The 24,347-nt window shown below is 65.8% G+C and carries 41 protein-coding genes; 3 read left to right on the top strand and 38 right to left on the bottom strand.

The window, feature by feature from the left end:
* A complete protein-coding gene (locus HFP48_RS04800) occupies positions 1-375 on the bottom strand; it encodes a hypothetical protein (protein WP_168579130.1) in 375 nt (124 codons plus the stop codon).
* The gene (locus HFP48_RS04795; protein ID WP_168579129.1) at positions 372-635 is read right to left on the bottom strand and encodes a hypothetical protein; all 264 of its coding nucleotides are present in this window, start codon (positions 633-635) and stop codon (positions 372-374) included. Before HFP48_RS04795 ends, HFP48_RS04800 begins: the two co-directional genes overlap by 4 nt.
* 738 nt (positions 636-1,373) lie before the next feature.
* Between HFP48_RS04795 and HFP48_RS04790 the strand changes: the two genes are divergently transcribed.
* Complete coding sequence (locus HFP48_RS04790) at positions 1,374-1,526, top strand: hypothetical protein (RefSeq protein WP_168579128.1); 153 nt, start codon at positions 1,374-1,376, stop codon at positions 1,524-1,526.
* Positions 1,527-2,048: 522 nt separating this feature from the next.
* On the opposite strand, the gene HFP48_RS04785 is transcribed toward HFP48_RS04790, so the two are convergent.
* The 36 genes from HFP48_RS04785 to HFP48_RS04615 all read right to left on the bottom strand — a co-directional run bounded on the left by HFP48_RS04785 (position 2,049) and on the right by HFP48_RS04615 (position 22,608).
* Positions 2,049-2,981, bottom strand: a complete 933-nt coding sequence (locus tag HFP48_RS04785) for an Ig domain-containing protein (RefSeq protein ID WP_168579127.1) — start codon at positions 2,979-2,981, stop codon at positions 2,049-2,051.
* 76 nt (positions 2,982-3,057) lie between these two features.
* On the bottom strand, positions 3,058-3,465 hold the full coding sequence (locus HFP48_RS04780; protein ID WP_168579126.1) for a hypothetical protein: 408 nt from the start codon (positions 3,463-3,465) through the stop codon (positions 3,058-3,060).
* Positions 3,465-3,794 (bottom strand): hypothetical protein, encoded by a 330-nt coding sequence (locus HFP48_RS04775; protein WP_168579125.1) that lies wholly within the window; start codon positions 3,792-3,794, stop codon positions 3,465-3,467. Before HFP48_RS04775 ends, HFP48_RS04780 begins: the two co-directional genes overlap by 1 nt.
* Positions 3,787-4,110 carry a hypothetical protein gene (locus HFP48_RS04770; RefSeq protein ID WP_168579124.1) on the bottom strand — a complete coding sequence of 108 codons (324 nt, stop codon included), beginning with the start codon at positions 4,108-4,110 and terminating at the stop codon, positions 3,787-3,789. The genes HFP48_RS04775 and HFP48_RS04770 overlap by 8 nt, the downstream gene beginning before the upstream one ends.
* A gap of 1 nt (position 4,111) precedes the next feature.
* Positions 4,112-4,465 (bottom strand): hypothetical protein, encoded by a 354-nt coding sequence (locus HFP48_RS04765; RefSeq protein WP_168579123.1) that lies wholly within the window; start codon positions 4,463-4,465, stop codon positions 4,112-4,114.
* Between the two features lie 14 nt (positions 4,466-4,479).
* Positions 4,480-4,911, bottom strand: coding sequence for a lipase chaperone (locus HFP48_RS04760; RefSeq protein WP_168579122.1), 432 nt, complete (start codon positions 4,909-4,911; stop codon positions 4,480-4,482).
* A complete protein-coding gene (locus HFP48_RS04755; RefSeq protein WP_168579121.1) occupies positions 4,908-5,846 on the bottom strand; it encodes a hypothetical protein in 939 nt (312 codons plus the stop codon). Before HFP48_RS04755 ends, HFP48_RS04760 begins: the two co-directional genes overlap by 4 nt.
* 28 nt (positions 5,847-5,874) lie before the next feature.
* A complete protein-coding gene (locus tag HFP48_RS04750) occupies positions 5,875-6,315 on the bottom strand; it encodes a hypothetical protein (protein ID WP_168579120.1) in 441 nt (146 codons plus the stop codon).
* A gap of 1 nt (position 6,316) precedes the next feature.
* On the bottom strand, positions 6,317-7,528 hold the full coding sequence (locus HFP48_RS04745; RefSeq protein ID WP_168579119.1) for a head maturation protease, ClpP-related: 1,212 nt from the start codon (positions 7,526-7,528) through the stop codon (positions 6,317-6,319).
* A gap of 11 nt (positions 7,529-7,539) precedes the next feature.
* Complete coding sequence (locus HFP48_RS04740; protein ID WP_246872518.1) at positions 7,540-8,835, bottom strand: DUF935 domain-containing protein; 1,296 nt, start codon at positions 8,833-8,835, stop codon at positions 7,540-7,542.
* Between the two features lie 14 nt (positions 8,836-8,849).
* Positions 8,850-10,385 (bottom strand): hypothetical protein, encoded by a 1,536-nt coding sequence (locus HFP48_RS04735; RefSeq protein ID WP_168579117.1) that lies wholly within the window; start codon positions 10,383-10,385, stop codon positions 8,850-8,852.
* Positions 10,357-10,695, bottom strand: coding sequence for a hypothetical protein (locus tag HFP48_RS04730; protein WP_168579116.1), 339 nt, complete (start codon positions 10,693-10,695; stop codon positions 10,357-10,359). Before HFP48_RS04730 ends, HFP48_RS04735 begins: the two co-directional genes overlap by 29 nt.
* A 722-nt stretch (positions 10,696-11,417) precedes the next feature.
* Positions 11,418-11,756: a hypothetical protein gene (locus tag HFP48_RS31470; RefSeq protein ID WP_239010511.1), complete on the bottom strand. Its 339-nt coding sequence runs from the start codon at positions 11,754-11,756 to the stop codon at positions 11,418-11,420.
* Between the two features lie 261 nt (positions 11,757-12,017).
* Positions 12,018-12,665: a hypothetical protein gene (locus tag HFP48_RS04725; RefSeq protein WP_168579115.1), complete on the bottom strand. Its 648-nt coding sequence runs from the start codon at positions 12,663-12,665 to the stop codon at positions 12,018-12,020.
* Positions 12,662-13,051 carry a hypothetical protein gene (locus HFP48_RS04720; protein ID WP_168579114.1) on the bottom strand — a complete coding sequence of 130 codons (390 nt, stop codon included), beginning with the start codon at positions 13,049-13,051 and terminating at the stop codon, positions 12,662-12,664. Before HFP48_RS04720 ends, HFP48_RS04725 begins: the two co-directional genes overlap by 4 nt.
* Positions 13,051-14,055, bottom strand: a complete 1,005-nt coding sequence (locus HFP48_RS04715; RefSeq protein WP_168579113.1) for a hypothetical protein — start codon at positions 14,053-14,055, stop codon at positions 13,051-13,053. Before HFP48_RS04715 ends, HFP48_RS04720 begins: the two co-directional genes overlap by 1 nt.
* A gap of 163 nt (positions 14,056-14,218) precedes the next feature.
* The gene (locus tag HFP48_RS04710) at positions 14,219-14,371 is read right to left on the bottom strand and encodes a hypothetical protein (RefSeq protein ID WP_168579112.1); all 153 of its coding nucleotides are present in this window, start codon (positions 14,369-14,371) and stop codon (positions 14,219-14,221) included.
* Entirely contained in the window at positions 14,368-15,153 is a 786-nt protein-coding gene (locus HFP48_RS04705; protein ID WP_168579111.1) for a hypothetical protein, read from the bottom strand. The genes HFP48_RS04710 and HFP48_RS04705 overlap by 4 nt, the downstream gene beginning before the upstream one ends.
* The gene (locus HFP48_RS04700; RefSeq protein ID WP_168579110.1) at positions 15,150-15,332 is read right to left on the bottom strand and encodes a hypothetical protein; all 183 of its coding nucleotides are present in this window, start codon (positions 15,330-15,332) and stop codon (positions 15,150-15,152) included. Before HFP48_RS04700 ends, HFP48_RS04705 begins: the two co-directional genes overlap by 4 nt.
* Complete coding sequence (locus tag HFP48_RS04695) at positions 15,329-15,898, bottom strand: hypothetical protein (protein ID WP_246872517.1); 570 nt, start codon at positions 15,896-15,898, stop codon at positions 15,329-15,331. Before HFP48_RS04695 ends, HFP48_RS04700 begins: the two co-directional genes overlap by 4 nt.
* Before the next feature lie 109 nt (positions 15,899-16,007).
* The gene (locus HFP48_RS04690; RefSeq protein ID WP_168579109.1) at positions 16,008-16,319 is read right to left on the bottom strand and encodes a hypothetical protein; all 312 of its coding nucleotides are present in this window, start codon (positions 16,317-16,319) and stop codon (positions 16,008-16,010) included.
* Positions 16,316-16,459, bottom strand: a complete 144-nt coding sequence (locus HFP48_RS04685) for a hypothetical protein (RefSeq protein ID WP_168579108.1) — start codon at positions 16,457-16,459, stop codon at positions 16,316-16,318. Before HFP48_RS04685 ends, HFP48_RS04690 begins: the two co-directional genes overlap by 4 nt.
* Positions 16,456-16,707 carry a hypothetical protein gene (locus tag HFP48_RS04680; RefSeq protein WP_168579107.1) on the bottom strand — a complete coding sequence of 84 codons (252 nt, stop codon included), beginning with the start codon at positions 16,705-16,707 and terminating at the stop codon, positions 16,456-16,458. Before HFP48_RS04680 ends, HFP48_RS04685 begins: the two co-directional genes overlap by 4 nt.
* A complete protein-coding gene (locus tag HFP48_RS04675) occupies positions 16,704-17,696 on the bottom strand; it encodes a hypothetical protein (protein WP_168579106.1) in 993 nt (330 codons plus the stop codon). Before HFP48_RS04675 ends, HFP48_RS04680 begins: the two co-directional genes overlap by 4 nt.
* Positions 17,693-18,577 (bottom strand): YqaJ viral recombinase family protein, encoded by an 885-nt coding sequence (locus tag HFP48_RS04670; protein WP_168579105.1) that lies wholly within the window; start codon positions 18,575-18,577, stop codon positions 17,693-17,695. Before HFP48_RS04670 ends, HFP48_RS04675 begins: the two co-directional genes overlap by 4 nt.
* 118 nt (positions 18,578-18,695) lie before the next feature.
* On the bottom strand, positions 18,696-18,863 hold the full coding sequence (locus HFP48_RS04665) for a hypothetical protein (RefSeq protein WP_168579104.1): 168 nt from the start codon (positions 18,861-18,863) through the stop codon (positions 18,696-18,698).
* The gene (locus HFP48_RS04660; RefSeq protein WP_168579103.1) at positions 18,860-19,096 is read right to left on the bottom strand and encodes a hypothetical protein; all 237 of its coding nucleotides are present in this window, start codon (positions 19,094-19,096) and stop codon (positions 18,860-18,862) included. The genes HFP48_RS04665 and HFP48_RS04660 overlap by 4 nt, the downstream gene beginning before the upstream one ends.
* Entirely contained in the window at positions 19,093-19,482 is a 390-nt protein-coding gene (locus tag HFP48_RS04655; RefSeq protein ID WP_168579102.1) for a hypothetical protein, read from the bottom strand. The genes HFP48_RS04660 and HFP48_RS04655 overlap by 4 nt, the downstream gene beginning before the upstream one ends.
* Positions 19,479-20,207, bottom strand: coding sequence for a hypothetical protein (locus HFP48_RS04650; protein WP_168579101.1), 729 nt, complete (start codon positions 20,205-20,207; stop codon positions 19,479-19,481). The genes HFP48_RS04655 and HFP48_RS04650 overlap by 4 nt, the downstream gene beginning before the upstream one ends.
* Entirely contained in the window at positions 20,204-20,443 is a 240-nt protein-coding gene (locus tag HFP48_RS04645; protein WP_168579100.1) for a hypothetical protein, read from the bottom strand. The genes HFP48_RS04650 and HFP48_RS04645 overlap by 4 nt, the downstream gene beginning before the upstream one ends.
* A 165-nt stretch (positions 20,444-20,608) precedes the next feature.
* Positions 20,609-20,926 (bottom strand): hypothetical protein, encoded by a 318-nt coding sequence (locus HFP48_RS04640; protein WP_168579099.1) that lies wholly within the window; start codon positions 20,924-20,926, stop codon positions 20,609-20,611.
* Positions 20,923-21,063, bottom strand: a complete 141-nt coding sequence (locus HFP48_RS04635; RefSeq protein ID WP_168579098.1) for a hypothetical protein — start codon at positions 21,061-21,063, stop codon at positions 20,923-20,925. Before HFP48_RS04635 ends, HFP48_RS04640 begins: the two co-directional genes overlap by 4 nt.
* Positions 21,060-21,242, bottom strand: coding sequence for a hypothetical protein (locus HFP48_RS04630; protein WP_168579097.1), 183 nt, complete (start codon positions 21,240-21,242; stop codon positions 21,060-21,062). Before HFP48_RS04630 ends, HFP48_RS04635 begins: the two co-directional genes overlap by 4 nt.
* Complete coding sequence (locus HFP48_RS04625; RefSeq protein ID WP_168579096.1) at positions 21,239-21,433, bottom strand: helix-turn-helix domain-containing protein; 195 nt, start codon at positions 21,431-21,433, stop codon at positions 21,239-21,241. The genes HFP48_RS04630 and HFP48_RS04625 overlap by 4 nt, the downstream gene beginning before the upstream one ends.
* Entirely contained in the window at positions 21,430-22,302 is an 873-nt protein-coding gene (locus HFP48_RS04620; protein ID WP_246872516.1) for a phage antirepressor KilAC domain-containing protein, read from the bottom strand. Before HFP48_RS04620 ends, HFP48_RS04625 begins: the two co-directional genes overlap by 4 nt.
* Positions 22,303-22,341: 39 nt before the next feature.
* Positions 22,342-22,608, bottom strand: a complete 267-nt coding sequence (locus HFP48_RS04615; RefSeq protein WP_168579095.1) for an XRE family transcriptional regulator — start codon at positions 22,606-22,608, stop codon at positions 22,342-22,344.
* 224 nt (positions 22,609-22,832) lie between these two features.
* On the opposite strand from HFP48_RS04615, the gene HFP48_RS04610 reads away from it, so the two are divergent.
* Both HFP48_RS04610 and HFP48_RS04605 read left to right on the top strand, forming a co-directional pair.
* Entirely contained in the window at positions 22,833-23,585 is a 753-nt protein-coding gene (locus HFP48_RS04610) for a helix-turn-helix domain-containing protein (protein WP_168579094.1), read from the top strand.
* Positions 23,582-24,340 (top strand): hypothetical protein, encoded by a 759-nt coding sequence (locus HFP48_RS04605; protein ID WP_168579093.1) that lies wholly within the window; start codon positions 23,582-23,584, stop codon positions 24,338-24,340. Before HFP48_RS04610 ends, HFP48_RS04605 begins: the two co-directional genes overlap by 4 nt.
* The last annotated feature ends 7 nt before the right edge of the window (positions 24,341-24,347 follow it).

Below are 24,347 nucleotides of genomic sequence, written 5' to 3'. Positions count from 1 at the left end.
TCAGCGGCGACGACCGCTGCGGCGCCGATCCCGGCTCCGTCGATCGGCGCGGTTCACCGCCTGCTCCGCATCGAACAGCCCGAAGTGCTTGGACAGGTCGCGCGCGAGGTCGATCAGCACGTCCGGGTCCTGCGGGCCGAGGAAGTCGGCGACATCGTCGTACTGGTCACCGAGGAACAGCTTCAGAACACTGCGAGAGGTCCGGGCTTCCTCGATGTCCATGACGGTGTCGGCGTCCGGTTCCTGGACGTAGAAGGTCGGCGATTCGCCGATCTGGAACTTGAACGGCTTCTTCGGCTCGCGCTGTTCTCCGCCGTACCGGCGGACGTCCTGGGTGTCGATCGAGGTGATGGTGTCGAGGTTGTCGGTGCTCACTTCGCGCCTCCGTTGCGTCGGGTGGTCTTGGCCTGGGTCTCGGTCGGGGCGTCGATCGCCAGGACCGGGTTGGCCTCTGTGTCTGCGGCGGCGCTGTCGGGCGCTGCGGTGGCCGTGTCGACCTCCGGCGCGGGGACGTATCCCTTGCTGCGGAGTTCGCGGTCCTCGCGGAACGAGCCGGGGGTGTAGGGGCGACCGTCGGGGGACACGAGCGGTGTCGGCTTCCAGTCGTCCTTGCGGATGGTTCTCATGGTGGGCATGGCAGACCCTTCTTCTGGTGGTTGCAGACCCGGGGTAGAGACCGGCGGCGTGGCGGGGTCTGCGGGACGTCACGCCGCCGGAGAATTTGGGGACAAACGACTGAGGTCGCCACGGGAGTGGCGACCTCAGGTGCGGGAGATGGTGAGCAGCTGCGGGCAGAAGAGCTGCAGACCTCACGATGTCTGCATAGGGTTGATCTTGGTCGCCGTTCTCCCCCGTCCGGCGGCCCGGCCCCGCCGGTCGGCTCCTCACAGAGATCGCCGGCGGGGCTTCTCGGTTCGATCTCGTCCGCATCCGAGTCCTGGGTGGGACGCTGCATGGTGGCCGGATCGGACCGTGCCTCGCAGGGGGCTGCACGGGACGAACCGACCCTTCTTGGCGTCCTCATCCTCAATGACCACGTCGCCCGCGATGGAGGAATGCGACGCGGCCGAGATGGGTATCGACCCCGTTCAGGGCACGTGAGTCGCCTGCCGAGTGAAGCCGAGGGTGAATGACGGGGTGATGTCCGGGCACGCAAAAGATACCGATGGACTGTTACTGTCCAAGGTGGTTGTTGCGGCTTCCCGGCTACGCAACAGCAAATCGTCGGCATAGGCACCCCCCCTGCTCGCCGACGGTGGGGGGCCTCGCTGTCGGGGACGCTGTACCGGCGGGGCCCTTCACAAAGGGTGAACCGGCGGGTGATATACCTACTATCAAGTAACATTCCGCCGGTACGTTCCGTTGTCCAAGGCATGACCTGGATCGTTTGGCTGTTGCTCGGGTGGCTCGTGCTGTCCGTCGCTGCGGCCGTAGTGTTCGGGCGTGTCATCCGGGCGCGCGACGAATTCGAGAAGCCTCGCCAGCTCGAGCGCCGCGACGACGATCCGTGGCGGTCGGCCAGCTGAGCGATCGACGAAAGATACCGCCCAACCGGTTGCCTAGGCGAGTAGGTTCGTCCCCATGGGGGAGACACTATGGCCGGTCGAGGCGAAATCCATGCCCGCCCTCGGGTACAGCTGCCCCGCATGTGGGGCCGAAGCTGCCGCTACTCGGGAGGTGATGTCGTTCGCGGACGGCTCCTGCCGCGACATCGGCGTGGTGGGGTTCTGCGTGCGCGGGTGCGGCTGGGCCGGAGGGCTCGGATAGCGACGGCGTCCGTGGCATTCAGGGTTGATCCGGACAGCCTGCTGTCGAGCTGCTCGTGGACGTCAGCGATCCCCCCGCTCGATCTGGTCGAGCGCCTCAGCATTGACCGGTGTCTCCCCAGGCTCAGGGGGACGAGACCGCGGATCGTTCTGCCACCCCGCGCGATGGACCTTGGTGTAGGCCAACGGAAGTCTCCTCTCATCCTGGCCCGCCACACGCCCTCCCCAGGGATCATCCGGGGAGGGCGTCACCACCCGGCAGAAAGCCAGGCAGCAGGGGCGCTAGGGGTTTACGACGATCGACAGCGGCTTGAGGGCACTGCCGGACGTCGCACTGTCGACAACCTGCACGGTGAAGTTAGACGTGCCGGCCGCGGTCGGGGTACCGGAAATGACACCGGTCGACGAGGCGAGCGTCAAACCAGCAGGCAGAGTGCCGGTCGACAGCGTCCACGTCTTGGTGCCCGTACCACCCGACACGGCGAGGGTCTGCGAGTAGGCCGCGCCGACGGTGCCGGCAGGCAGAGAAGCAGTGGTGATCGACAGACCGCCACGCTTGAAGCCCGCATCCTCGAGGACACGGTTCCAGCCCTCGCCGCCGAAGTAGTGCCGCACCGACACGCCGTGCTCGGTGTCGACCATCGCATTCACGGTGGTCGGCCAGGTCAGCGACCCCTCACCGTCCGACAGGGTCTGCTCCCCCATCTCGGCGACCTCACCCGCATAGAACAGGCGCCCGAGGTAGATCCGATCGACCCCGGAGTTGAACTGGGCGACGCAGAGGTAACGCTGCTGGCGGATCTCCGCGATCGCCGACTGATCGAACGCGATCTCACCGGTCTCCGGATCGGCGACCATCTGCGACAGATCCATACCGAGGTTGTTCTCGATGTTGTACCGGTTCGCCTCGAGACCGGTGAACTGCAGGCCCGCGATGTCGGACGTGAAGTCAGAGCGGATCGGATTCGAGTAGCCGACCGCCATGATGTCGGACTTCTCCATCTCACGAGTCAGCGTGATCGCATCGTCCTTGAGCAGGAGACCGAAGTCCCACGCACCATCCGGGAGTTCGGCGAGCTGAGAGTTCGCGCCCTCGGTGATGTACTCGATCGGGTCGACGTCCATGCCCATCCCGAAGATGTGCATGCGGTTGGGCTTGAGGATGAGCTCGCGCTGGTGCCGCGCGACCTCGAGTTCGCCAACAGATGTGGCCATGATGCCTCCTGGGCATGAGAAAGGCCCACGACGTGTATGTCGTGAGCCAGGAAGGAATGGGGGGTGACCTGGGGTGTCAGCGCCGCCAGGGTTTCTGCAGACTGAGCGCGTAGTACGCGACCTCGCGTCGAGCGTCGGGGTTGTCGTACGGCTCTGCTTCCGGTGGGGTGTCGACCCGGCAGGAGTCGACGCAGATCGGCTTCGGCTCACCCTCGACGTCGATCGCAACGCCGGGGATGTTCTCCATCCGGTTCGCGACCTGCCGCGCGAGGAGCGAGGCGCCACGCGGGTCCGGGTGATGGCAGGTGATCTGCACGCGCGGGTAGTCGCTGATCCCGTCGTTGCCGCCGCCGGTGCGGTTGATCTGGATGCCGATGCCGTCTTCGACAGGTGGTTCGGTGTCCGTCTCCCCCAGCGGGGCGAGGTACACCATCAGCACCTCTTGAATATCCGGGAACAGCGTCCCGTCGAGCTCGACAACCATCAGTACCTCCGTCGCTGGTTCATGGCGCGCATCGCGGCCTCGGTCGCGCGCACCGGCTTCGAACGCCTGGTGCCGAACAACGCGTACTGGTTACCGGCCCGGGAGGCGACGATGCGGTGACCGGGCCGCCCGTCCCAGCCTCGCGCCCGTTCGATACGCACCCGGGCAGCGAGCTGACCGATCTTCGCGTGCCGGCGGGCTTCGCGACGGAACGCCTCGAGACCGACCCGCGCTGCCCCCGCCGTGGCCGCTTGAACGGACCTCGACGCCATGATCGCCTTCGCGTCCTTCGAGGAGAAACGGAACGTGCCGGGTTTCCGATCAGCCATTTCCCTCCCACCTTTCGAGATAGCCCCACACGTGGTCCGGGATCCCGTCGTCGTCGAACCACGTCTGCAGCTCACCGTCGACGTGCAGCCGCGGCCCGATTCCGTCGACGTCGAGAACGTTCTCGGTGGACTCCGGGAACCCCGGCGGCGCGTAGAGAACCCACCGGTCGTGTCGCTCGAGCGGAACACCCTCGGTGGACGACACCGGCTGCACCGAGCAGCCGGGGTACTCGCCTCCGGGCCGCTCGGTCATCACACCCCGTTTGCCGCGCTCCCGGACGGTCACGCGGATGGTCTGGTTACCGAGATCGTCCATGTCAGTCTCCGAACGTCCACGACGGTTTCGCCGCCTGCGAGATTCCGAGCAGCTGGTAGTGGTACGGGGTGAACACCAGTGACCGGCCCGGGTTGACGAGGGTCCCCGACCGCGTCACCCCTCCCACCGTCTTCGTGTAGGAAACGTGTCCGGCGTGCTTGGCAGCTGTCAGCGCTGCCCGTACGACCTCGACGACGACGAACCGAGCGTCCGGATCGCCGTCGTCGATGGTCGGTTTGTGCTTACGGATCCACTGCGAGGCTGAGGCGATGAGCTGTTCGGCCCAGATCGTCTCGGTTGCCGACAGTGGCCGCCAGCCGAGAGTGAGCCCCGTGACGTCGACGAAGTCAGCCACAGCGACGCCTCATCTCATTTCGCTTCGGCAGCGTCGACGAGGGCGATGATCTCGTCCTTGTTCTTACCGTCGAGGTCGGCATCGTCGATGCCGATCGCTTCCGCATACGCCACCCACTTCTCGTCAGTCGCGGTCGCACGAGGCTTGCGGGGCTTCTCGGCCAACCTTCCACCAGAACCCGAGACCGGGGTCTCGTCACCCTGGAGCGGTGCCTGACCGCCGACGGTGTCGCCGCCAGTGTTGACGTCGGGGTCCTCGGTTGCCTCGTCGGTGACCTCGTCGGCGGGACGGATCGCTCCGGCACGCAGCAGGCGTTGCGCTTCCAGTTCGTCGAGATCGGTGACCAGGGCGCCCTGACGGTGTCTGATCTCCTTGATCGGCCGGCCCTGGTCGTTGCGCTCAAGAACCTGGTTGAACCGCAGCGCGGTCAGAATGTAGTTGGTCACGGCGTCACCAGACCCGTCAGCCACAGACCCGCCTGCGGCTGGTCGAGCGCCAGTCCGCGTTCCTGCGTCGCATCCGAGCGCCACGTCTCACGCGGACCACCGTTGGGGCCGTTGCCCTCGGGGTACAGCTCGGTGAACGTCAGCGGACGAGCGTCGCCGTAGAACCCGATGGTGCCGCGCTCGAGGATGAGTGCCCGGTCGGCCGGCCATGCCCGCGACACGATGATCTGCAGGTTGTGGATGGTCTCCGGCAGCGCACCGACATACGCGATGTTCTGGTCGGCGATATTGCCGCGGTAGACCTTCAGCAGATCGTCGTTGTCCATCAGAATCGGAAGCAACGCAGGGTTGAGCACGATCGTGTCGGCGGCGAACTCGTACCCCTCGTCTTCGCTGCCGCCCTGCTCTGCGGTAGGGGCGGCCTGAGAGATCTCGAAGATCGCGTCGGCGATGTCGCGCCGCGGCCGCGAGTTCGCCACGTCCCACGCGGTGGACACGGGGAACGAGGGGACGGAGTTGAAGATCGCCTTCGCTGCACGATCGTTGGCCCTGATGAAAGTGTTCTTCAGCGCGGTGATCTGCTTGTTCACGTCGTCGATCTGATTCTTCCGAATCATGTCGAGGGTGACGCGAATACCCTTGCCGCGCTTGGTCGAGAACACGACCTTCGGAATACCGCGGGCGGCGTTCGAGACCGTGATCTCGCCGAACTCGGCCAGCTCGTCGATGTCGTCGGCGAGGAAGGCCGGGTCGCCTTCGTGGTAGGCGAACACGCCGGAGGTGTTGGCGCCGGCGTTGCGGAGCAGCGATTCGGCGATGAACTGGTTCTCGAGCAGCTTCTTGAGCTTGGTCGGGATCAGCAGCGGGTTCGCGAGGAAGTCGGCCACGGTCAGTGCCGCGCCGTCCGACCCGCTCACGATGGTCCTGGGTGCCATGGTGATTGTCTCCTGGGGAAGTGAGGGATCAGGCGATCCGGATGAGGCCGACCGCGTTGGCGGCGACGCCCTGGGGCTGGGTGCAGATGCCGACGATCTCGGCGGCGGTGGCGTCGACGGCGGCGGGCCCGACCTTGCCGGCACCGGTCGAGACCAGCTTGTCGCCGAACTGCGCGGCGGCCGAGTAGGTCACCTTCGTTTCGGTGCCCGCGTAAGCGACGGAGACGACGGTAGGGATCGGCATCGCGTTGATGATCGGGCGCCCGATCGCGTCGACGGTGGTTCCGCCCTGTGCCGTTTCGGGGCTCTGGCCGTCGGTGAGTGCGACGCCGAGGACTTTCACGCTGTCCGCGGCGGCGACGCCGATCCGGCCGGCGGCGCGGGCCTCGACGAGCTGTCCTCCGAGGATGACCTCGGCCGGGATGAAACTCTTGGGGCCACCCTGGGTGACCTGTGTGACTGCAGCCATGTCAGTTCTCCTCGATCCAGTTCTTGAACTTGTCGACGGCCGTGAAGTCCGCACCGCCGGTGGGCTCCGGGTCGACGCCGTGACCGACCTCGTCAAGCGGTACGAGACCCTTCGCGAGGCTGTTGATTGCCTCGGTGGCGCCCTCGCGGTCGCGCTTGAGAGCGTTGAGCCAGTGCTCACGCCGGCCGGGGCCGAACTTCCCGGCGCGGATTGCTCCGTCGACGAGTGCCTCGTCGGCTTCGCGGAGCTGCTGGGCTCGAGCTGCGCGGCCTTCGTTGGCGGCAGCGATGTAGTCCTCGTGCTGGGCACGGTCGACGGCGACGAGGCCGTGGCGCTCCATGTAGGTTGCGACCTGTTCGGCGGTCGGGTCGCCGGCGCCGGGGGCGGATGCCTGGGTTCCGGTTTCCTGGGCCTGCTCGGCCAGTGCCTCGTCGAGGGCGGCCAGAATCGTCTCGTCGGTGGCGTCGGCGTTGATGCCGAGGCGCTGGGCGAGAGTTTCGTTGAGGGTGGGCACGATGCCCTCCTTCCTGTTGGTGTCCTCTACCGCCTCGGCAGAGGGGATCCGTGGGGCCGGGGCATGTTCCCGACCGGCGAAGCGGAACTGCGACAGGTTGAATGCCGCGGAGAGTTCACCACTGTCGGGGGTACTGTCACTGACCTTGTCGGCCAGGCCAGCTGCCACGGCTTCGTCTGCGGTGAACCAGGTTTCGGCAGCGACGAGGTCGCGCCACTCCTCGAAATCCCCACCGGCCCGGCGGGCATACAGCGACGTGATCGAGTCGGTCATCTTGTCGAGCCGGTCCGCTTCCGACCTCAGGTAGTCGGCGGTGCCGGAGGTGTAGAGCCACGCTTCGTGGATCATCATCTGCGAGCCTTCGCCCATGACGATCTCGTCGCCGGCCATCGCGATCACCGACGCGGCCGACGCGGCCAGTCCGTCGATGCGAACGGTGACCTTCGCCGAGTGCGCACGAAGAGCGTTCATGATCGCGATGCCGTCGAACGCATCGCCGCCGGGCGAGTTGATCCGGACGACAATCTCGTCGGTGTCGAGTTCTTTGATCTGAGTGGCGATCGTCTGAGCGTCGGTATCTCGCCAGTAGCTGCCGATCACGTCGTAGATCAGGATCTCGGTGGCGGCGCCAGCCTGCGCGTTGATCCGGCACCACTCGCGCGGTCGGCGGGAAGCACCAGCACCGTTGCGGATGGTCATGGTCGTCTCCTTTACGTGGTCGTCCCCTCGGATTCGGTCGGGCCGGAGGGGGGCGTCCATGGCTCGGATGGGGGCGGGGTGTCCTTGGCTGGCAGACCGTATTGCTGCCGCGTGTACTCCTCGAGCGAACGGTCGAGACGGATCAGGCCAGCGTCGATGAGCATCTTCAGCGCGGATGCGGTCAGGTCCTGGCGCGAGCCGATCTCGTCGAACACGATCTTCGGTGCGGGCTCGTCCTCACCCCAGTTCAGGTCCACGAGGTCCTCGACGACGTGGGCCGTGCCGATGTCCGCAATGCTCTCGGCGAGCGTCTGTACCGATTGCACGAACGTGTCCTCCTGAACGCTCGCGAGGGCGAATGATCCGCCCTCGTCGAGGTTCAGGAAGTGCGCCAGACCTGCAAGCGCGATCTGTTTGTCCTGATAGTCGATGGCCTGCTGGATGTCGAGCAACACGCCCTGCACGCTGAGCAGCTCGAGTTTCTGGCCGTTTGCGAGACCGACACCGGACGTCATACCGCCCTTGAAGTTCGACGCAAGATCCCGCATGTGGTCGACCTCGGCCTGGTCGTCGGACTTCGATGCAGTACCGACCGGCACACCGATGCCGTTGCGTCGAGCCGCCGCGGCCTGCGTCCGCATGAACTCGTCCTTGAGAATCCAGTGCTTGTACGCCGGCCGCAGGATCGAGTTGCCCTGCCACTGTCCGGGGTCCGGTTCGTGCACGTAGGCAACGAGACGAGAGACGGGGATCGTGAATCCGTCCGGGATCGCCGAGGCCGCAGTGAGCCTGCCGACCGGAGGCTCCTGCGTGATCGATTCGAGGCCGCCGTCGAGTGCGACATTGATCTTCGAGATCGTGCGCTGGGGGCGCGGCGCGAGCTTGCGCAGGCTGATCCTTCCGTCCTGATCGAACTGATAGACCTGCTCGAAGAACGAATGCCCGTACTGCAGCATCAACAGCGCCGGCTGCAGGTGACTCCGCCAGGAGAATCGACCCCTCGTGCGGGTCGCCGGCACAAAGTCCGACCCCTTGATGCCCAGTCTCAGGTTCCGCGCGACGAACTCGGTCACCTCGTCTCTGGCCCCGTTCTGGTCGAGGTGCCATCCTGTTCGCCGGATCGGTAGCCCGATCGCGCGCAGCAGCGAGGAGGCGCGGCCGTCCTCACGGCCCATCCGGCTGAACACCTTCACCGACTCGGGCCACTGCAGTTCAGGGACTTTCTCGGTGTGGTCCCACTGCTGCCACTCGGTCCCGCCGCCGTTGACGTATCCCACTTCGGTGGCCGGCCGCGCTGTCTGCGCCATGGTCACCTCCTTCCTCAGAACGCGACGGTCATCGCGTCGAACGAATCGACGTAGCCGCCCTCGGTACCGGTGGCACGTTCGAACGCGGGCGCGGCCGCCGGACCGACGACGCGGGACTCGAATGTGAGTAGCGCCCACCGCGCCAAGACGACGGCCTGCAGCGACGCGACGCCCGGATCACCGTTCGAGTCGATGACCCAGTCTTTTCGTGGCAGTTCACGCTTCATGGCGTGTTCGAGTGCGTGCCGTAGGGATGGCTGCCCGGTGTGGCAGATCAGCCCGTCCTCGACGTCGTCGACGAACCCGGCACACATGAGTGCGGCCTGATTAGTCGTTGACTTGATCAGCTCGATTCCGGCAGTCTTCATCAGCGGCTCGATCACGGCGGCCGGCGAGCGACTGTCCGTGGCGATCGCACAGGGCTCGATCGCGTCATCAACGCGAGCGAGAAGCGCGACGATCTCCGGGTTCGGTGCAATCGGCAGGTACCCGACCTCGACGTGGATCCGCTCGTCGACGGTGCGCCGGGCCGCCGCGATTGCCCACTGGCTTCCGACACGCGCGACACCGATCCCGGTCGTTCCGATCAGATCCGGCGCGTAGTCGAGCAACCCAGACCAGTGGTCTTCGGCGACGATTTGCCAGGTCTCCGCCTTGTCGTCGGTGGCCGGCCAATCGCCGCGGCCGAGCGCTTCGACGTCGAACCCCTTGCGTCCCGCCGGGGTCGCGAGGTTCTTCATGATGTCGAGGATCTTCTCGTCAGTCTGAATGACCCCGTACGACGGGTTCGCGTAGCGCCATGTTTCTTCCGAGTCTCGCGGCATTCCCTCAGCCGCCATGTACTCGGCGAAATACAGGCCCGGCTCTTGTTTCAGTCCACGCTGGCGGACCGACGCGAGCACCTCGCCGTTGGGGTGCTCATCCTGATTCACTGCAGACGAGGCGTAGATCCGCTGGGGGTTCTTCGCGGCCATCTGCACGAACGACATCGCGGAGATCTCGCCCGGCGTCAGGTTGTATGCCTCGTCGTAGATGACCAGGTCGACGTCGGTCAGGCCGCGGCCAGTGTCGTTCGATCGGGTGCCGAACGAGATCGTCGCGCCTGATGTCAGCTCGATGATGCCCTCACCCTGCGAGCACGTAGCTCGAACGACGCGCTTCCGCAGCCATGGTCGGCTCTTGATGAGCGCCATCATCCGCTTCCACCCGTCGCGGGCGGTCTTCCACCGTTGCGCGGTGTAGATGATGGTCTCGTCCAGCTTGAACAGCCCGTACAGGCATCGCTGGATGAGGATCTCAGACTTGCCGTTCTGCCTCGGGACGATCAGACAGCACGTCGAGTGCACCCACCGCCCAAACTGGGTGGTCGACAGGATCGCATGCTGCGCCTTGACCTGCCACGGCATCGCGATCGACCCGGCGCGCCGACCGAGCTCGACGGCCTTCTCGCCGTGCGTGATGTCACCGTCAGAGACAGACAGGTTGTGCGGTTCTTGCCGGCCGGTCAGGGTGGGGAAATCGTCACAGATCAGCGAGGCCGTCATCGTCATCACCGGCAGGCTCGGAGTCCTTCTGTCGGCGGATCTCGGCGAGCAGTTGCCGAAGGGCGTTGGCCTGCTGCCTCGACTCCTGCAGTGCGCCATCCACGCGGATCTCGAGGATGCCGTCCGCCCCGCGCGCGTCGACGAGGCTCACCCAGCAATCGACGTCGCCGCAGAGAACTCGGTCGAACTGGTCGAGACGGTCCTTGATGCGGGCAGCTTCGACGATCAGCGCCGTCAGCGAGTAGGGATCGGCGTCGTCGTGCAGCTCGGCGTAGAGGCGACGGCCGGCCGACGCAAGACTGTCCAGATCTGGCACGCGATCACCTCCCCGATCCCGTAGAAAATTCCGGTCCGTAAAAAAGTTCGAGACTGAGGCGGCCAGTCACGGACCCCCCACCCCCTCGATAATTTTCGGGTCGGGTGGGGATTGTCCGTCAGGCGTGCGCGGGCATGCTCAGAGCGGGCCTGAGATGGTCGCGATCGCCGTCGCCACGGGCTCGATTGCACGTTCTGTGCATCAGTCGATCGGCGATGGTCCCTCCAGCGGAGCGAGGGATGCTGTGGTCGGCTTCCAGCCCGTTCCCGTCCCAGTTCTGGTCGGCGCTGAGGAAGGTGCCGCGGCCACACCAGTAGCAGGGAGATCCGTCGATGTGCTGGGCGATAAGCCGGGCGCGTTGCAGTTGGTGCTGCCAACCTAGTCCGCGGGTTGTCGTGTTGGTTGAGGTCACGTCCGGTGCAGTTGTCAGTTGCCGTCGCCTGCTGGTCTCACGTCGAGTGTGTGCGGTGTTCGAACCTGGGTTGCGGTCGTGGTAGCGCTTCAAGTTGGCCGTTCGGACACAGTCCTTGCAGTGCTTGAAGTACGTACCTGCCTTGCGGTTGTAGTAGTACTCGCCGGGTGGCTTACTGCGTCCGCACTCGAGGCACGCGCGTTGCGGTACTGCTACGTTCTGCACGTCGACTCCTTCACAGTCGGCAAAGCCCCGGGAGGATTGGAGTCCTCACCGGGGCGTTCTTTTGTGCGCGGGTTGTTGTGGTCTGTTATGGCCAGGGAAGTAGGCGGATGCCTAGTTGGTCGTCGATCGATTTCGCGGACGCGGGATCAATTCCGGTGATGGCCGGCCTGAGGTGGTCGCGGCTGCCGTCTCCCCGTGATTTGTTGCATGTGTCGTGGATCAGTCGGTCGGCGATGGTGCCGCCGCGGGATCGGGCGATGCTGTGGTCCGCGTGAAGGGATCGGCCATCCCAGTTCCGGGTGGGGTCGCGATGTAGAGGTTGGTTACACCACCAGCACGGCGATCCGTCGACATGGTTGCGTAGTAGCCGATCACGCTGTTGCCTGTGCTTCCATCCGAGACCGCGTTCGGTGGTTGTGGCCATGTGTCCTTCTTGGTCTATGGCCCCGCACCGCCACCATCCAATGGACGGTGCGGGGCGTGTCCACCCGAGCGCCTGTGGCTGCGTCGAGGGTGGACGTGTGTGGGTCAGTGGCGGAGGCGGAGGTGGGTGGCGATGAGGAGCAGGATTCGGATGTGGGTTCGGAGTTGCATTGTGTCCCCCTTCGACGACGAAAGCCGAGGGACCTTGGGGGTCACACTCGGCTTCGCGCGAAGCGTATCACAGCGGGTCGGTTAAGAACGTTTACGCTGCTCGCTTCCGTTTCCTCATCGGAATTGTCAGATGCGCGATCAGCACATCTCCTGTGTTGTAGAGGTTTCCGATTCCTTCGATGGCGCGGACGGGTGTGATGTGGCCGTTCCGTCGTAGGGATTCGACTCGTTCTCGGGTGAGGGTGGAGTAGTCGCCGCCTAGTTCGCGGCCTAGCGTTTCGAGTCCGCTCGGATTGAGTTCTGTTGCTGCTGCTGCGATTGGGTCAGCTTGCTTCCATGCGGGGTCACGTTTCTGTTCGACGAGGTGGTAGACGCGGTCGTGGGCTTCGATGATCTCGCGGGCGGCCTGCTGGATACGTTCGTGGCGGGCTAGGTCGAGGTAGTGGTCGTACAGCCATGTCGCGGCGGGCTGGATGCGTAGCCGTCCGGGATAGGCGATTTGGTGGTGTGTGAGGCACACCTGGTTGATCCAGTCGTCGAGGGTGCCGGTCAGGTCGAGTGCGGCGTCGAAGGCGTCGGCGTTGATGGGTAGTGGTGTGTCAGCACTTGGGCCGCCGACCATGTCGGGTTGGGCGGTGAGCTTGGCGATGGTGGTGTCGAGCTCGTCGGCGAGCCAGGTGGCGATGTTGTCGAGGGCGGTGAGGAGCCGTGCCCGGGTTGGTCGGTCGAGTTCGGTCACGGCTGCTGGTCCTCCTGTGGTCGGTGCCCGGTGATGAGTGCGATGAGGTCGGCGACAGTTCCGGTGACCCACTGCTCGAGTGGGTTGGTGGTGCCGTGGCGCTTGTGGACGACCAGTCCGCAGAGGGCATCGTCGTTACCGGCCTCGATCGCCGCCTCACGCGTCCAGCCGGGCAGATCCACCCGCTGACCCTTCCCAGGGGATTTGAGCTCGAGGACGAGCCTCTGGCCCCTGATTCGTACGCCTGCGATGTCGCCGCGGTCTTTGGCGCCGTTGCGGGCGCGGCGTTCGATGCGGTCGTCGTCGAGGTGGTGTGCGAGGGCTTGGGCGATGAGGGTTTCGAACGCGGTGCCGGCCTTGCGGGCGGATGCGCGACTGCGGGCCATCAGGCGGCGCCTTTCGGTTTCGGGAGTTTGGCTCGGACGGCGGCGATCCCTCTTCGGGCTCGTTCCTCGCGGTCTCGGTCGTGGTCGCATGGGAGCCCTCGGTCGTAGCCGTCGTCGTCGCAGATGCCGCATTCGGCGATGGCGTGGGCTCGGAGCTCGGCGCGTTCTCTCGCTTCGGTGGAGAGGCGCAGGGCGGCTTCTCGTTGCTGCTGGCCCATCCAGGCGGTGTGCGATCGGCGTGCCTCGCCGCAGGCGTGGCAGTTCGCCGTCGTGCCGCCTGGATGAGATGAGCAGAAGGGGGTGGGTTCGGTGATGCGCGCCCTGTCTCCTTCCGTACTTACGTAACCCCTATCTGGAGATGGAGAGGGAGAAGGAGAGGGAGAAGGAGTAGAGGGGGGTTGAGTCGAGGGGTCATTCGGGGGGCGCGATTCATACTGAATTGGGGGATGAATCGAGGGCTGAACAGGGGGATCGCTCGGGGGTTGAACGTCACCCTTGTTCGGGGCATGAACCGCACCATCACCGAGGGGGTACGTGGCGGGATCGATAGGGGTCTGATCGGCCAGCCGGCGGACCGCGTCACTCCCCCAGCCCTTCAGCTCCGGCTCGTCCGCCTGGAGGCGGATCAGCTCGTGCACGATCACCCCGCGCAGCACGTTCGACGCCACAGCCGAATGCGCCTTGGCCATGGACACACCCATATGCCGCTGCTTCATCAACCCGTCGTTGCGGATGAACGATCGGACGAGAACCTCTTCGGTGTCCTCGTCGACGACGATGTAGAGACGCTGCACCAGCTCTGCGACGGAGGCCCAGAAGTGGTCCGGCTTCCAGTCGCGTGCGAGCGGGAGCAGCCTGCGTGGTCGCCAATCCGCGACACCGCAGTAGCTCAGGCTCGGTGAGGTGGTGAGCATCAGGTACACGTGCTGCGCCCCGGGGGTGAGTTGGCGGAAGTCCTCGTCGGACCAGATCGACGTGAAGATGCGGCCGTGGTCCCGCGCCATCAGGCGGCCCTCCTCTCTATGGGTTCGAGTGCGCCGGGAGTGTTCCACATCGGGTCCTGTTGCGGTGCAGCTGGATTCAACGTTGATGTATATGCAACCCGACCGCAGTAACCGGCCTTGCCGGCGTGACGCAGGATGGTCTGATCGCCGCGGTCATGGACGTTCACAGCAGCCCCTTGCAGTCACGGCACCAGTAGGCGCCGGCGGCGGCCGGGGCGCCGCAGACTTTGCAGTGGCGCTCCGGTGGTTGGTGTGGGTGTTCGGCGGCCTTGATGGCGGCCGCTGGCTCCACTCGGGTGGTGATGGATTCGGTCATGCCGCGGCGCCCCTGTCGCGGGTGATCGTCCGCGGGTCGACGCCGAGCTGGTCGGCGATCTGCGCGGAGGACAGTCCGTTGCGGGTGAGCTCGAAGACTTTCTCGCGGCGTTCGATGACGGGTCCGAGGAAGTCGTCCCGCTTGGTGCGGCGGGACACGATCGGTGTGGCGTCGGGGTTGTCGATGGCGTCGTCGTCCCATTCGAGTGGCAACGCCCACCCGTACTTGCGGCCGATGTTGCGGGCCCTGGTAGATGGGCCCTGTTCGAGTTGGAGCCGGTCGAAAAGCGCGGCGACGGTGCGGGCCTTGGCGGCCTGCACCATGGGCTGCCGGCCGAAGGTGAGCGGCACCATGTTGGCGACGGTGATGCCGACCTGCTCGGCGATGTAGGACTGGGTCCAGCCGTTCGCGACGAGGGCCTGGATGCGGCGGGTGGTGCCGATGGCGGGTACGCGTCCGTCGTCGGGGGCGACTTCGTGTGCCGCGGTGGGGATGCGGGTGGCGAGGATGCGGTCGGCGACATCGCGGCTGGTCATCTTGGCGCCTCGGCAGATGTCGGCGACTTGTTTGCGGTCGACTCCGCTGAGGTTGCTGATGGTGCGCCAGGTGAGACCGATGTCGCGCATGGCGGTGATGTGTCGTCGTGCTGGTTCGGCGTCGACGACGAGCGGCTGGAAGCGTCCGTATGCGTGCTGGCGGAGGCGCCAGCGTTCGTAGCAGGCGCGACACATGCCGCGGCGGGTTTGTCCGCCGCGGCTGCAGCCTGGTGTCTTGCAGGTCATGAGCGTGGTGCTCCTCGGAGGGTGGCGAGTTCGTCGTCGCGGAGGCCGGCCATGAGTTTCTGGCTGCCGCGTTCGGCGATATGCGCGATGTCGAGGCGGACCTGGTCGGGCAGGATCTCGCGGTTGTCGAGTGCCCACCGGCCGATGCGGATGGCAGCGTTGGCGTCGGTGACTCTCATCGGTCACCGTCTGTCCACAGCGCGCCACCGCTGCATCCGTGCGGTCGCTCCGAGTCGAATGGATGGTTCATCCCTCGGATGCAGACGCAGACGTGGCCGGCGCCGGTTCCCTGGCCGCCGTTGTGCCCGCACTTTCCATCGGCTGTGATGTTCCGTTCCCCGGGCGCGACAGTGAGGGCGGTGCGCAGTGCGTCGAGAAGATCCTCGTCGACGGTGTCGAGGGGTCCGTTCGTTGCGGTGTCGATCAGGTCGAGTCCCTGTCCGAGCAGCGCGGTCAGGCGCATGACGTCGGCTCGGGCGGCGGACAGGTCTTGGGCGTGCTGCCGCGACAGGTCTTCGGCGACCAGGGCCCGGTCGCGCCAGCCCTTGGTGCGGAACTGTTCGGTGCCGAGTTGCCCGGCGAGGCGTTCGGCTTCGGCTGTAGCGGCGTCCTTGCCGGCGTCGGCCTTTGCGAGGGCCTTGCGGAGGGAGTCGCGTTCGGCGAGGACGGTGTCGATGTCGTCGTAGGCGGCGGCGATGCCGTAGCCGCCGGCCGCGGCGCGGGCCTTCTCGAGTCCGAGGCTCATGGGATGAGTCCCCTTCCTGTGGGGGTGAGGATGGTGATGATCAGGGCGCCGGCAGTGAGGAGGCCGGCGGCGGTGAGACCGATCGCCTCTGTAGCGATGGCGAGGCGCTTCACTGAAGGGCCTCGGATACCGGGTATTCGGCGTACACGTGCCACACCAGCTGGCTGTCGTGCGTGAATACCGTGCCGACGTGGGGCGCATTGATGCGGTCGTGAGTGAACGGGTGGCCGGTGCCGTGGACGTGGAATCGGACGGTCATGTCCTCGTCGATGTCGGCGCACTCGTACCAGACCTCGAGGCACTCGGTGGGTGCGCGTCGGCTGGGGGCGACGGCGATGGCTCGGCGATAGCCGCGGAGCGTCTGCACCGTCTCGTCGGTGATGGGGATCTCGGTGCGGTGGACGCGGGTTCGGATGGTCACGGCAGGGCCTTCCAGCGCTGAGGGAACGACCTCTCGATGGCGCCGACGATCGAGTCGCCGGCCAGGAAGATGGCGACCGCCACCCCCGCCGCCGACACACCGACGGCGAGGGCGAACACGGCCAGTTGGCGGCCGGTCATGGGCGGTCCCCGATCGCTGCCACATCACGCGCCACGGCGTCGGTGCTGATCTGGTCGACGGTCTTCTCCTCGTCGACGAGCGCCGCGGTCAGGTCGCGCACGGCGGTGGCGAGGCCGGTAGTGGCTTCGACCTGGGCGAGCTGCGCGTGCACGCTCGCCGCCGACACCGCCTCGAACCGTGACCCGGACCCGAGCTGTGTCTGCGCAACCTGCAGCAGGGCGGTGGCCTTCTCTGCGTGACCGGTCATGCTGGCTCACCGGCCTCGGCTGGCTCGCCTTCCTTGACGAACCGGATGATCGAGGCCACCTCGTCGCGCGTCAGCTCTCGAGCAGCCCGGAGTTCGTGGCCGACGCGGGCCGACAAGAACGTGCGGCGCTCCTCCTGGTCGAGGATCCCAGCGTCGGTGAGTGCGGCATCGAGGCGTTTGAGGTCCGCTGGGGTAGCGGCCGGAGGTGTCTTCTCTGCCGTGGGCGGTTCGCTGGCCTGCGGGGTGTCCGCTTTTTCGCCCTGCTTCGAGGCGATGCCCAGGGCAGCCCGGGCGCCGGCAACGCCGCGCTGCTTCGGGGCGCTGCGCTGTACGGTCGCCTCCTCCGGCGGGTCGAGCTCGAGGTCCTCGCGTGTGTGCGCGATACCGAGGAGGACGTCCGGTGCGATCTTGCGGCAAACCTCGGAAGCGGCCTTGGCGTAGAGCATTGCCTGCGGGTCCTTGAGGTACTTCTCGTTCCCGATGAGGTTGCCCTTGTCGTTCGTCTTGAACTTCCCGGTGCGCTCATCGACCTCGGGCACGTATCCGGCCTTGCGGGCGCGGTCCATCGTCCACGTGGAGGACTCGGTGATGCCGGAGGGCGCCTGCCCGCAGACCGTCACCGACTCGTCGGTGCTCTCCTCGGTCCAGATGTGGTAGCCCTTCACCTTCAATAGGGCGACCATCGTCCGGGCGTAGATCGCCGGCGCCCCGTGCACGACGAAGATCTGCTGCAGGGACTGGATCGGATTGAGGCCCAGCTCGGCGCCGTACAGGATCGCCGCCGTGCCGTCAGCGGGCTTACCGCGGTAGATGCTCGGCACGAGCGCGGTCTTGCACATGCCTTCGGCGAGCGAGTACGCGATGTCCATCGCCTTGGCGTGCGACATGAGGGTGTCGATCGCCTTGCTCGAGTCGGTGGTCGCAGCGAAGCTTGCGCCCGAGGGAACGGTGTCGCCCTCGTCCAGGTGCGCGATGTCGTTGGTGGTCATGCACTTACTCCTTCGAGGAAGTCGGTCTTGGTGTTGGCGTACAAGCTGATGGAGTCGCCGCGGCCGTTGCGTCGGTCGGCGATCTTGCGACCGCGGCAGGTGGCGTACTGGGCGCGGCCCATTGCGTCGAGGACACGGATCTTCGCGGCACGCAGTTCGGCGTCGATCAGCTTCTGATCGGCCACAGCCCGCAGATATGCGGCGGCCAGGTCCTCGTCGAGTTCGACCTCGGTGTCCCGGTCGATGTCCGGGTGTAGACGTCGCAGGCACTCGTATGTGGTGATGCTGTTGTCCAGCTCCGGCGGGGTGCTGGCCTGTAGCGACGCCACCCATGTTCGGACACGGTCGAGGATCGCGTCGGCGAACTCGCGGTCCCATTCGATCGGGTAGATGCGCGGCATCCCGTACGTGGGCCACAGAACGATGTCGGCCTCGTGGATCCCGGACACGAGCATCTGCCACGTGACCTGGGCGGCGTAGTCGGCGGGGGCCTCGCCGCTTCCGTCGTCGCCCCATTCCTCCAGGGAGCGGGCGGTCTTGACTTCGACGATGCGGCGGGCCCGGCCGCGGGAGGCGCGGCGATCGATGGTTGCGGCGTTCGGGAACCCGAGATCGGGCAGGGTGAACTGCACCTCGCCGGTGGAGATACGCCAGCCGGGGGTGCGGTACTTCCAATACTCGGCGGCGGCCAGCTCCGCGGCGTGCCCGTAGTCGAACAGGTCCTGCTTCTGCTCCCCCAGCGGCGCCGCGTCGACGAGTCCGGCCATCTCGTGCCACAGCGCGTACTGCGACTGGTAGCGCGAGATCCCCAGGATGGCAGGGACCTTCGAGGCGGTGACGGTGCGGACCCATTCGGGCGATCCGGGCTCAAGCTTCGGCATCTTCACAGATCGACTCCCATCTCGCGGTCGACCTGCGCCTCGTGGAGACGGTCGGCATAAGCGCCGGCATCGAACTCAAGGAACCTCGGCCGGTCGGTGTCATCCCATCCGGGGTGGCTCACAGGGCCTCCTCGACGGGCCCGGCGACCGCGGCGGCCTCGCGGTGCGCACGCGGGTCGTAGTGGTCGCCAGCGAGGCAGGCGGGGGCGCATTTCGCGGACCGGATCGCGTTGCAGGTGTTGCACTGCCACAGGTTTCGCGGCGGGGCGATGTAGTGGGTGGTCATGGGAGTACCTCCACGGGGAGTTCGAGGTCGGCGACGGCGCACCAGGTGCCGGTGCCGGTGTTGATGAGGTGGCCGTTGACGGTGACGGCGAAGGTGCGACCGGACTCTTCGCGGATGCGGGTTCCGGTGCGCAGCCGCCAGATGAGTCGGTCGTCGTGGATGGTGATCGGCGGCGGTGTCGTCACAGCCCATGCGTCGGCCGGGTCGGCGCCCGGATCGTTCCAGCCGCTCATGCCGCGGCCTCGTCCACGCGCTGCACCAGCACCTCGAGGCGCTTGGCTCCCAACATGTCTTCGGTCTTGACCTGCACCTCAGGCGGTGAGCTGAGGTACAGCTCGACGAGCAGCTCGGTCGGGACGAGCACGTTTCGGGCGGTCAGTGCGCGCCGCCGCTGCTGGTATTCGTTGTGGGCTTCGAGGCACTCGGTGCACGGCTGGGTTCGGTTCCTGAGGTGCCGCTTGTATCCGCCGTAGGTGCCGTGGATGCCGTGCTTCTGCGGCCCGTACATCCGGTAGCGCCGCTGGTAGTCGTTGCGGGCGTCCTTGCATGCCCGGCACGTTGGCGTGCCATTTTTGCGGTGGTCCGCGTAGCCGGCCATCGTTCCGCACCTGTCGCTCATGGCTGCACCACCTTGCGGTACCGGGCGATTCCCCAGGCGATGGCGTGACAGGCGATCAGGTAGTGGTGATCCCAGTCCGACACGTCCCATTCGTAGGTTTCGGTGAAGTGGTAACCGTCGTAGTTCCAGCGGTTGACGGCCTCATGGAACAGTGAGCTGTCGTAGGAGTGGATCTCGTCGATGACCTGGTTACGCAGGTCGAGCCATGCATCGGCCGCCGGGCCGTCGACGTAGTGCCGCTGTGCGAGGAAGTCCTGTACGACCGCAGATACGGCTTTCGATTCGGAGAACGTGTGGGTTCCCCGCCGTGCGGCATCGTTCGTGATCTTCTCCGCCCAGTAGTGCGGATTGATCCGGGCGCCGTCGTAGGCGAAGAACTCGAACATGTCGTGTTCGCGGGCGAACGTGAATGACTCGAGGTCGCCGTCGATGCACAGATGCCCTGGCCACGTGGTGAGCGTCCACGACCACATTCCGGTGCCGGGCTTCGCGAACCGGACGTGCCTGTACACCCCGTCGTCGTGCAGGACAGTCATCTCGTGGTCACGAGTCGCTGCGGCGAACTGGCGGGCGGCGTACTGCTCGGCGGGTTCCGCGTGGCTCAGATGCCGACGGGTGATGCGGCGAAGCATGGCGCGACGTTCCGCAGTCATCGTCGGCTTCGCATGGGTGGCGCGGCGCGTGCCGGGACGGGCGATCAGTTCGGGAACGAAGTCGATGCTCATGAGGACACCGCCGCGGCGTACATGATAAACGCGAGCATCCCCACCAGGCCGACCATCGCGAGGATGGACCACCACACGCTCGGAAGTTCGTTCGGACGGCCGACGAACACGGGCAGGTGGTCGAGCTCCACATCGACGTCCAGCTCCTCGAGCTCGTCGGCCGGCACCGGGGTGTTGTCGCACAGCAGCGCGCACGGCACAGTGCGTCGCGTCTGCTCGTAGATCGGAAGGTTCATTCGAAGGTCCTTGTCAGAAGTTGGTGCCGGTTGCGCCGCCATCCCCACAGCGGCGCAACCGGAGTCATGGGATGAGGGCGAGGAACAACGCGAGGGCTGCGATGATCGGGGCCCACAGCAGCAGCGCGGGCGGCAGGGTGAACACGATCCCGCGGAACGGACCCGTCACGACTGGGTCTCCGCGTACTTGGCAGAAGCAAGCAGAGCGGCTGCGAGTTCCCTGGATTCGGCGGGCGTCATTCGCACCCCTAGTGCCAGAACCACGTCCGTATCGGCGGCTACCAGGTACTTGCGGTCGCCGTCAGGGTGCGACGCCAGCCATGCCGGTCGGGTCGCACTTTGCGGGATCACAGGTTCCGGCAGTTCGACGACGCCGAAGCGAACGAGGATCGCATCGGCGACGTTGTCAGGCTCGGGCGCTGACCAGACGTCGATAGCAGGTGCACTGGCGATGACTCTGGAGAGTTCGTCTCGGATGCTCATGCGGCACACACCTGGATCTCGCAACCGAACCCCACCTGCGTGCGCCCGTTGGCGAGTTCCATCAACCACATGTGGCCGGCGGCGGGGTGGTCGGCGATCTTCTCCATGGTCACGATCGGGCACAGTGCGAACGTCACGACGCACTCCCGATCACGGACAGTTCGTCGAGTGAGACGCAAAACTCGGCGTCTCCGAGTTCGTCGCTGTACGAGGCCTCGTCGATCACCACGTGCGCGAACCGTTCGCTGCCGTGCTCGTGGTAGTCCAGGACCTCGACCACCGTCTCGACACGGTCAGCCACCAGACGCGCGGTCACGATGCCACCTCCATGTGTGCAGCGATGTAGTCCTCGAGCCACTGGCGGGTGACCTTGCGGCCGCGGCCGATACGGATGCACGGGAGTTCGTCGTGTTTCCACATTTCGCGGATGGTGGTTTCGGAGACCCCGAGCAGCTCGGCCGCTTCGGCGGCGTTGAGGAGCAGCTTCGGTCCGATCTGGGCACTCATGCTGCACCGCCGTCGAAGAGGTCGACCACGTTGTCGCCGCCGCGCCGCACCAGTCGGGCGATCGCCTCGGCGCCAGCCGGGGTGATCTTCAAGGTGTGCATGACCTCGCCACGGAATCGCGGGGCCTCATGGTTCTCGACGCGCTGGAAGTAGCGCTTCTTGTCGGCGTACTCCGAGTACCGATTGACTGTGACCTTGCGGCCCTTCGAGTGCGACCAGCGGGTCGAGGTCTCGGAGTAGATCCACATTTTTGCGATGAGCAGCTCGCGCAGCTTCGACTCCTGCATGCCCAGCGTGGACGCGACGGTGGCGAACCGGAGCATGTCTTCGTCGGCGACGAACTCGTCGACGTAGGCAGCCTTCGGTGCCAACTCTGCGATGTGAGCGTCGAGGGCAGCGATTTCCTTGTCCTTCGATGCGAGCATCTGCCGCGCTTCGAGAACTGCGTGCGCGAGTAGCTCGGGGCCAGTGAGCGCCGGCGCCATGGTCTCGGCTTCACGGGTGCGGATCGCGAAGTACGCCTGCGCGGCAGCGACATCGGGCTTGCGCGGATCGCCGTTCATCGCAACCAGGTAGCAGGCGAAGCGGGCGAGCTGAAAGTCCTCGCGAGGACGGCCGCCGGACTTTTCGGTGGCGCCAACGAAAAGTGTGTCGACGTCCAGCCCTTGGTTCTTGGCGGTCGCCTTCGCCCGATCGATCGCTGCGACGAAGTTGCGCCAGTCAGCGCCGTACCCGAGGTTCGGCACGATGCCGCGAGCCGACCAGAACTCCGAACCGTCTGGTCGAACTTGGCGGATGGCGTCGAACGGGGACTGCCCCGCCGATCCACCTCCCATTACACTGAGTTCTGACATTGATGTGCCTTTCATGTCGTGGCCGTCGCCTGTTGCCTCAGGCGGCGGCCTTTCTTATGCAGCTACTGCCGTCTTCCGTTTTACGGATGGGCGCTCAGTAGTTGACACCTTCTCCTCGAAAAGAACCTCGGTCGGCACACCGAGGGCCTCCGCGATGCGGTCCGCAGTGAGCGGTTCGCATCCGCGACGTCGTTCATGGAGGAGGTGGTCGATGAAACTCGGATGGACGTCGGCGTACCGGGCGAGCTTTCTCCCGGACATCACCTTGTCCTTCTCGGGTCCCACCAGCGCCCGGAGGAGCGCCGCGCTGCGGAGTCTCATCCAGGTCCCCTTTGGTCGTCTGCGATAGCGGGTTGCCATCGTGGTCTCCATCCTGCCTAGTAGGCGCCTATCTGTCAAGTACTGAGCAGAACTGTAGCGCCTACCGGTAGGCGGGTGCAAGAGATGTGAATCAGCGAACTTTCCGCAGGCAGGGACTATGCGGCACGATTGCAACCGTCAATCGGTAGGCGGCTATCCGCGCGGCGGGTGTCAAATACCGGTAGGTGTCTATCAAGGAGCGTCTGTTGCGAGGCAGTGAACCGGCCAGCCAATCTCAGAGCGTGCCCACAATCGCTGACCTCATACAGGCTCGACGCGCCGAACGCGGCTGGTCGTACCGCACCCTCGCGGACCGCGCCGACCATGTATTCAGTGCGCAGCGCTGGCAGCAGCTGGGTACTGGCGTTCGGATCAAGGAGTTCCCGGAGCCGGCCACAATCCAGGCAATGGCAGATGCACTCGAAGTCGACGTCGCATCCGTCGTCCTGGCCGCGGCCGCATCCATCGGACTCCCCGTCGAACGCCGGCAATCCGAACTGGCCGCGATGCTCCCCAGCAACGCGGACGACCTGACCGAGGAACAGCGAGACGCCGTGCTCGCCGTGATCCGGGCAATGACACCGAAGGAGAACCGGCATGACTCAGGCACCGAAGAAGTCCCGGAACCGCGGACGAAAGAGGGCAGCACGAAGCACGGCGGCCCGACTGGCGGCGGTCGCTCGCGGCGATCGCCCTCCATGAACCCGGCCGGACTCGCTCCTGTTGCCGATCCCGACCCTGACTATGCGGCGGCCCGGAAGGGTTACGAGCCGTCGCCCGTGGGCCATAATGAGGTAAGGGGCACGCAGCCGTCCACCACATACGTGGACAGCAACCAGGACATGCCCGACCCGGATACGCTAAATTCCCGCGAGATCCTCGCGGCCCGCGACATCGACGACGCCAGCTCCGTATATCCCGAGGACGGTCAGAAGTGAGCCGGCGGTACCGCGAGCCGGGTATCGAGATCGAGTCGTACACGTCTATCACTGATGATTACGCAGGCGCGCATGACTCTTGGTGGGGTGTGGCCAAGATGCACGTCAAGGCTCAGGACCACGACCTGCCATTTCTGCTCGCGAACGAACTCATCTGCTGCCGGCTTGCTGCAGCGATCGGCCTTCCCGTCCTACCTGGCGAGATTGCACTGCATCCCAATGGACGCAAGTGTTGGGTGACGCCTCAGGTCAGTCATGCTGGTGTCACCGTCCCGCCGACCCGCGGACAAGAGGTTGTCGCGGCGCACGCGCCGACCATTGCAGGCGCCCTTGTGTTCGACTGCTGGGTGCTGAACGAGGATCGACATGAGGAGAACTTTCTGTTCCACCCAAGTCTCGGCATTTGGCTCATTGATCACGATGATGCCTTAGCCGGATCGGACGGGAGGAGATTCAATACCTTCGCCAAGACAACCGACATGACCCTGGGCTGGCATGGCTTTCAGAGCACAGAGCCTCCACTTGAGGCGTTGAGATTCTGGGCCTGGCGCGTGAAGAACGCCCCGATGGGCGCGATTGACCTTGCGCTCAATGAGGCAAACGCGCGCGGACTGCTGCCGAAGGCGAATGGCGCCACGCTCCGCAAGCTGCTGCGCGATCGCAAGGAGCGAATAGATACTTTGGTGGATAGGTTCGTCGCGCCGCTGCGCTCATATGTCGGTACCGATGACGAGCCTTCGCTGTTCCAACCGTGACAGGAGG

It is taken from the genome of Rhodococcus sp. DMU1, from assembly GCF_012272955.1.
GTDB classification, from domain to species: domain Bacteria; phylum Actinomycetota; class Actinomycetes; order Mycobacteriales; family Mycobacteriaceae; genus Rhodococcus; species Rhodococcus aetherivorans.
Note: the sequence above shows the minus strand (reverse complement) of the source record. Positions and strands in the feature narration are given on the sequence as shown.

Excerpts from the sequence above, each read along its gene's own strand:
- HFP48_RS04715 (WP_168579113.1), bottom strand. The coding sequence starts at position 14,055 with ATGGCGCGGGACCACGGCCGCATCTTCACGTCGATCTGGTCCGACGAG.
- HFP48_RS04615 (WP_168579095.1), bottom strand. The coding sequence starts at position 22,608 with ATGAGACTCCGCAGCGCGGCGCTCCTCCGGGCGCTGGTGGGACCCGAG.
- HFP48_RS04685 (WP_168579108.1), bottom strand. The coding sequence starts at position 16,459 with ATGACCGGCCGCCAACTGGCCGTGTTCGCCCTCGCCGTCGGTGTGTCG.
- HFP48_RS04720 (WP_168579114.1), bottom strand. The coding sequence starts at position 13,051 with ATGGCCCGCAGTCGCGCATCCGCCCGCAAGGCCGGCACCGCGTTCGAA.
- HFP48_RS04655 (WP_168579102.1), bottom strand. The coding sequence starts at position 19,482 with ATGAGCGACAGGTGCGGAACGATGGCCGGCTACGCGGACCACCGCAAA.
- HFP48_RS04675 (WP_168579106.1), bottom strand. The coding sequence starts at position 17,696 with ATGACCACCAACGACATCGCGCACCTGGACGAGGGCGACACCGTTCCC.
- HFP48_RS04640 (WP_168579099.1), bottom strand. The coding sequence starts at position 20,926 with ATGAGCATCCGAGACGAACTCTCCAGAGTCATCGCCAGTGCACCTGCT.
- HFP48_RS04795 (WP_168579129.1), bottom strand. The coding sequence starts at position 635 with ATGCCCACCATGAGAACCATCCGCAAGGACGACTGGAAGCCGACACCG.
- HFP48_RS04695 (WP_246872517.1), bottom strand. The coding sequence starts at position 15,898 with ATGAGCCTCGGACTCGAGAAGGCCCGCGCCGCGGCCGGCGGCTACGGC.
- HFP48_RS04625 (WP_168579096.1), bottom strand. The coding sequence starts at position 21,433 with ATGAGTGCCCAGATCGGACCGAAGCTGCTCCTCAACGCCGCCGAAGCG.
- HFP48_RS04620 (WP_246872516.1), bottom strand. The coding sequence starts at position 22,302 with ATGAAAGGCACATCAATGTCAGAACTCAGTGTAATGGGAGGTGGATCG.
- HFP48_RS04670 (WP_168579105.1), bottom strand. The coding sequence starts at position 18,577 with ATGCCGAAGCTTGAGCCCGGATCGCCCGAATGGGTCCGCACCGTCACC.
- HFP48_RS04705 (WP_168579111.1), bottom strand. The coding sequence starts at position 15,153 with ATGACCTGCAAGACACCAGGCTGCAGCCGCGGCGGACAAACCCGCCGC.
- HFP48_RS04740 (WP_246872518.1), bottom strand. The coding sequence starts at position 8,835 with ATGGCGCAGACAGCGCGGCCGGCCACCGAAGTGGGATACGTCAACGGC.
- HFP48_RS04780 (WP_168579126.1), bottom strand. The coding sequence starts at position 3,465 with ATGGTTGTCGAGCTCGACGGGACGCTGTTCCCGGATATTCAAGAGGTG.
- HFP48_RS04645 (WP_168579100.1), bottom strand. The coding sequence starts at position 20,443 with ATGAACCTTCCGATCTACGAGCAGACGCGACGCACTGTGCCGTGCGCG.
- HFP48_RS04665 (WP_168579104.1), bottom strand. The coding sequence starts at position 18,863 with ATGACCACCCACTACATCGCCCCGCCGCGAAACCTGTGGCAGTGCAAC.
- HFP48_RS04770 (WP_168579124.1), bottom strand. The coding sequence starts at position 4,110 with ATGGACGATCTCGGTAACCAGACCATCCGCGTGACCGTCCGGGAGCGC.
- HFP48_RS04680 (WP_168579107.1), bottom strand. The coding sequence starts at position 16,707 with ATGACCGGTCACGCAGAGAAGGCCACCGCCCTGCTGCAGGTTGCGCAG.
- HFP48_RS04735 (WP_168579117.1), bottom strand. The coding sequence starts at position 10,385 with ATGACGATGACGGCCTCGCTGATCTGTGACGATTTCCCCACCCTGACC.
- HFP48_RS04700 (WP_168579110.1), bottom strand. The coding sequence starts at position 15,332 with ATGAGAGTCACCGACGCCAACGCTGCCATCCGCATCGGCCGGTGGGCA.
- HFP48_RS04750 (WP_168579120.1), bottom strand. The coding sequence starts at position 6,315 with ATGGCTGCAGTCACACAGGTCACCCAGGGTGGCCCCAAGAGTTTCATC.
- HFP48_RS31470 (WP_239010511.1), bottom strand. The coding sequence starts at position 11,756 with ATGGCCACAACCACCGAACGCGGTCTCGGATGGAAGCACAGGCAACAG.
- HFP48_RS04710 (WP_168579112.1), bottom strand. The coding sequence starts at position 14,371 with ATGACCGAATCCATCACCACCCGAGTGGAGCCAGCGGCCGCCATCAAG.
- HFP48_RS04790 (WP_168579128.1), top strand. The coding sequence starts at position 1,374 with ATGACCTGGATCGTTTGGCTGTTGCTCGGGTGGCTCGTGCTGTCCGTC.
- HFP48_RS04775 (WP_168579125.1), bottom strand. The coding sequence starts at position 3,794 with ATGGCTGATCGGAAACCCGGCACGTTCCGTTTCTCCTCGAAGGACGCG.
- HFP48_RS04755 (WP_168579121.1), bottom strand. The coding sequence starts at position 5,846 with ATGGCACCCAGGACCATCGTGAGCGGGTCGGACGGCGCGGCACTGACC.
- HFP48_RS04785 (WP_168579127.1), bottom strand. The coding sequence starts at position 2,981 with ATGGCCACATCTGTTGGCGAACTCGAGGTCGCGCGGCACCAGCGCGAG.
- HFP48_RS04745 (WP_168579119.1), bottom strand. The coding sequence starts at position 7,528 with ATGACCATCCGCAACGGTGCTGGTGCTTCCCGCCGACCGCGCGAGTGG.
- HFP48_RS04660 (WP_168579103.1), bottom strand. The coding sequence starts at position 19,096 with ATGAGCGGCTGGAACGATCCGGGCGCCGACCCGGCCGACGCATGGGCT.
- HFP48_RS04650 (WP_168579101.1), bottom strand. The coding sequence starts at position 20,207 with ATGAGCATCGACTTCGTTCCCGAACTGATCGCCCGTCCCGGCACGCGC.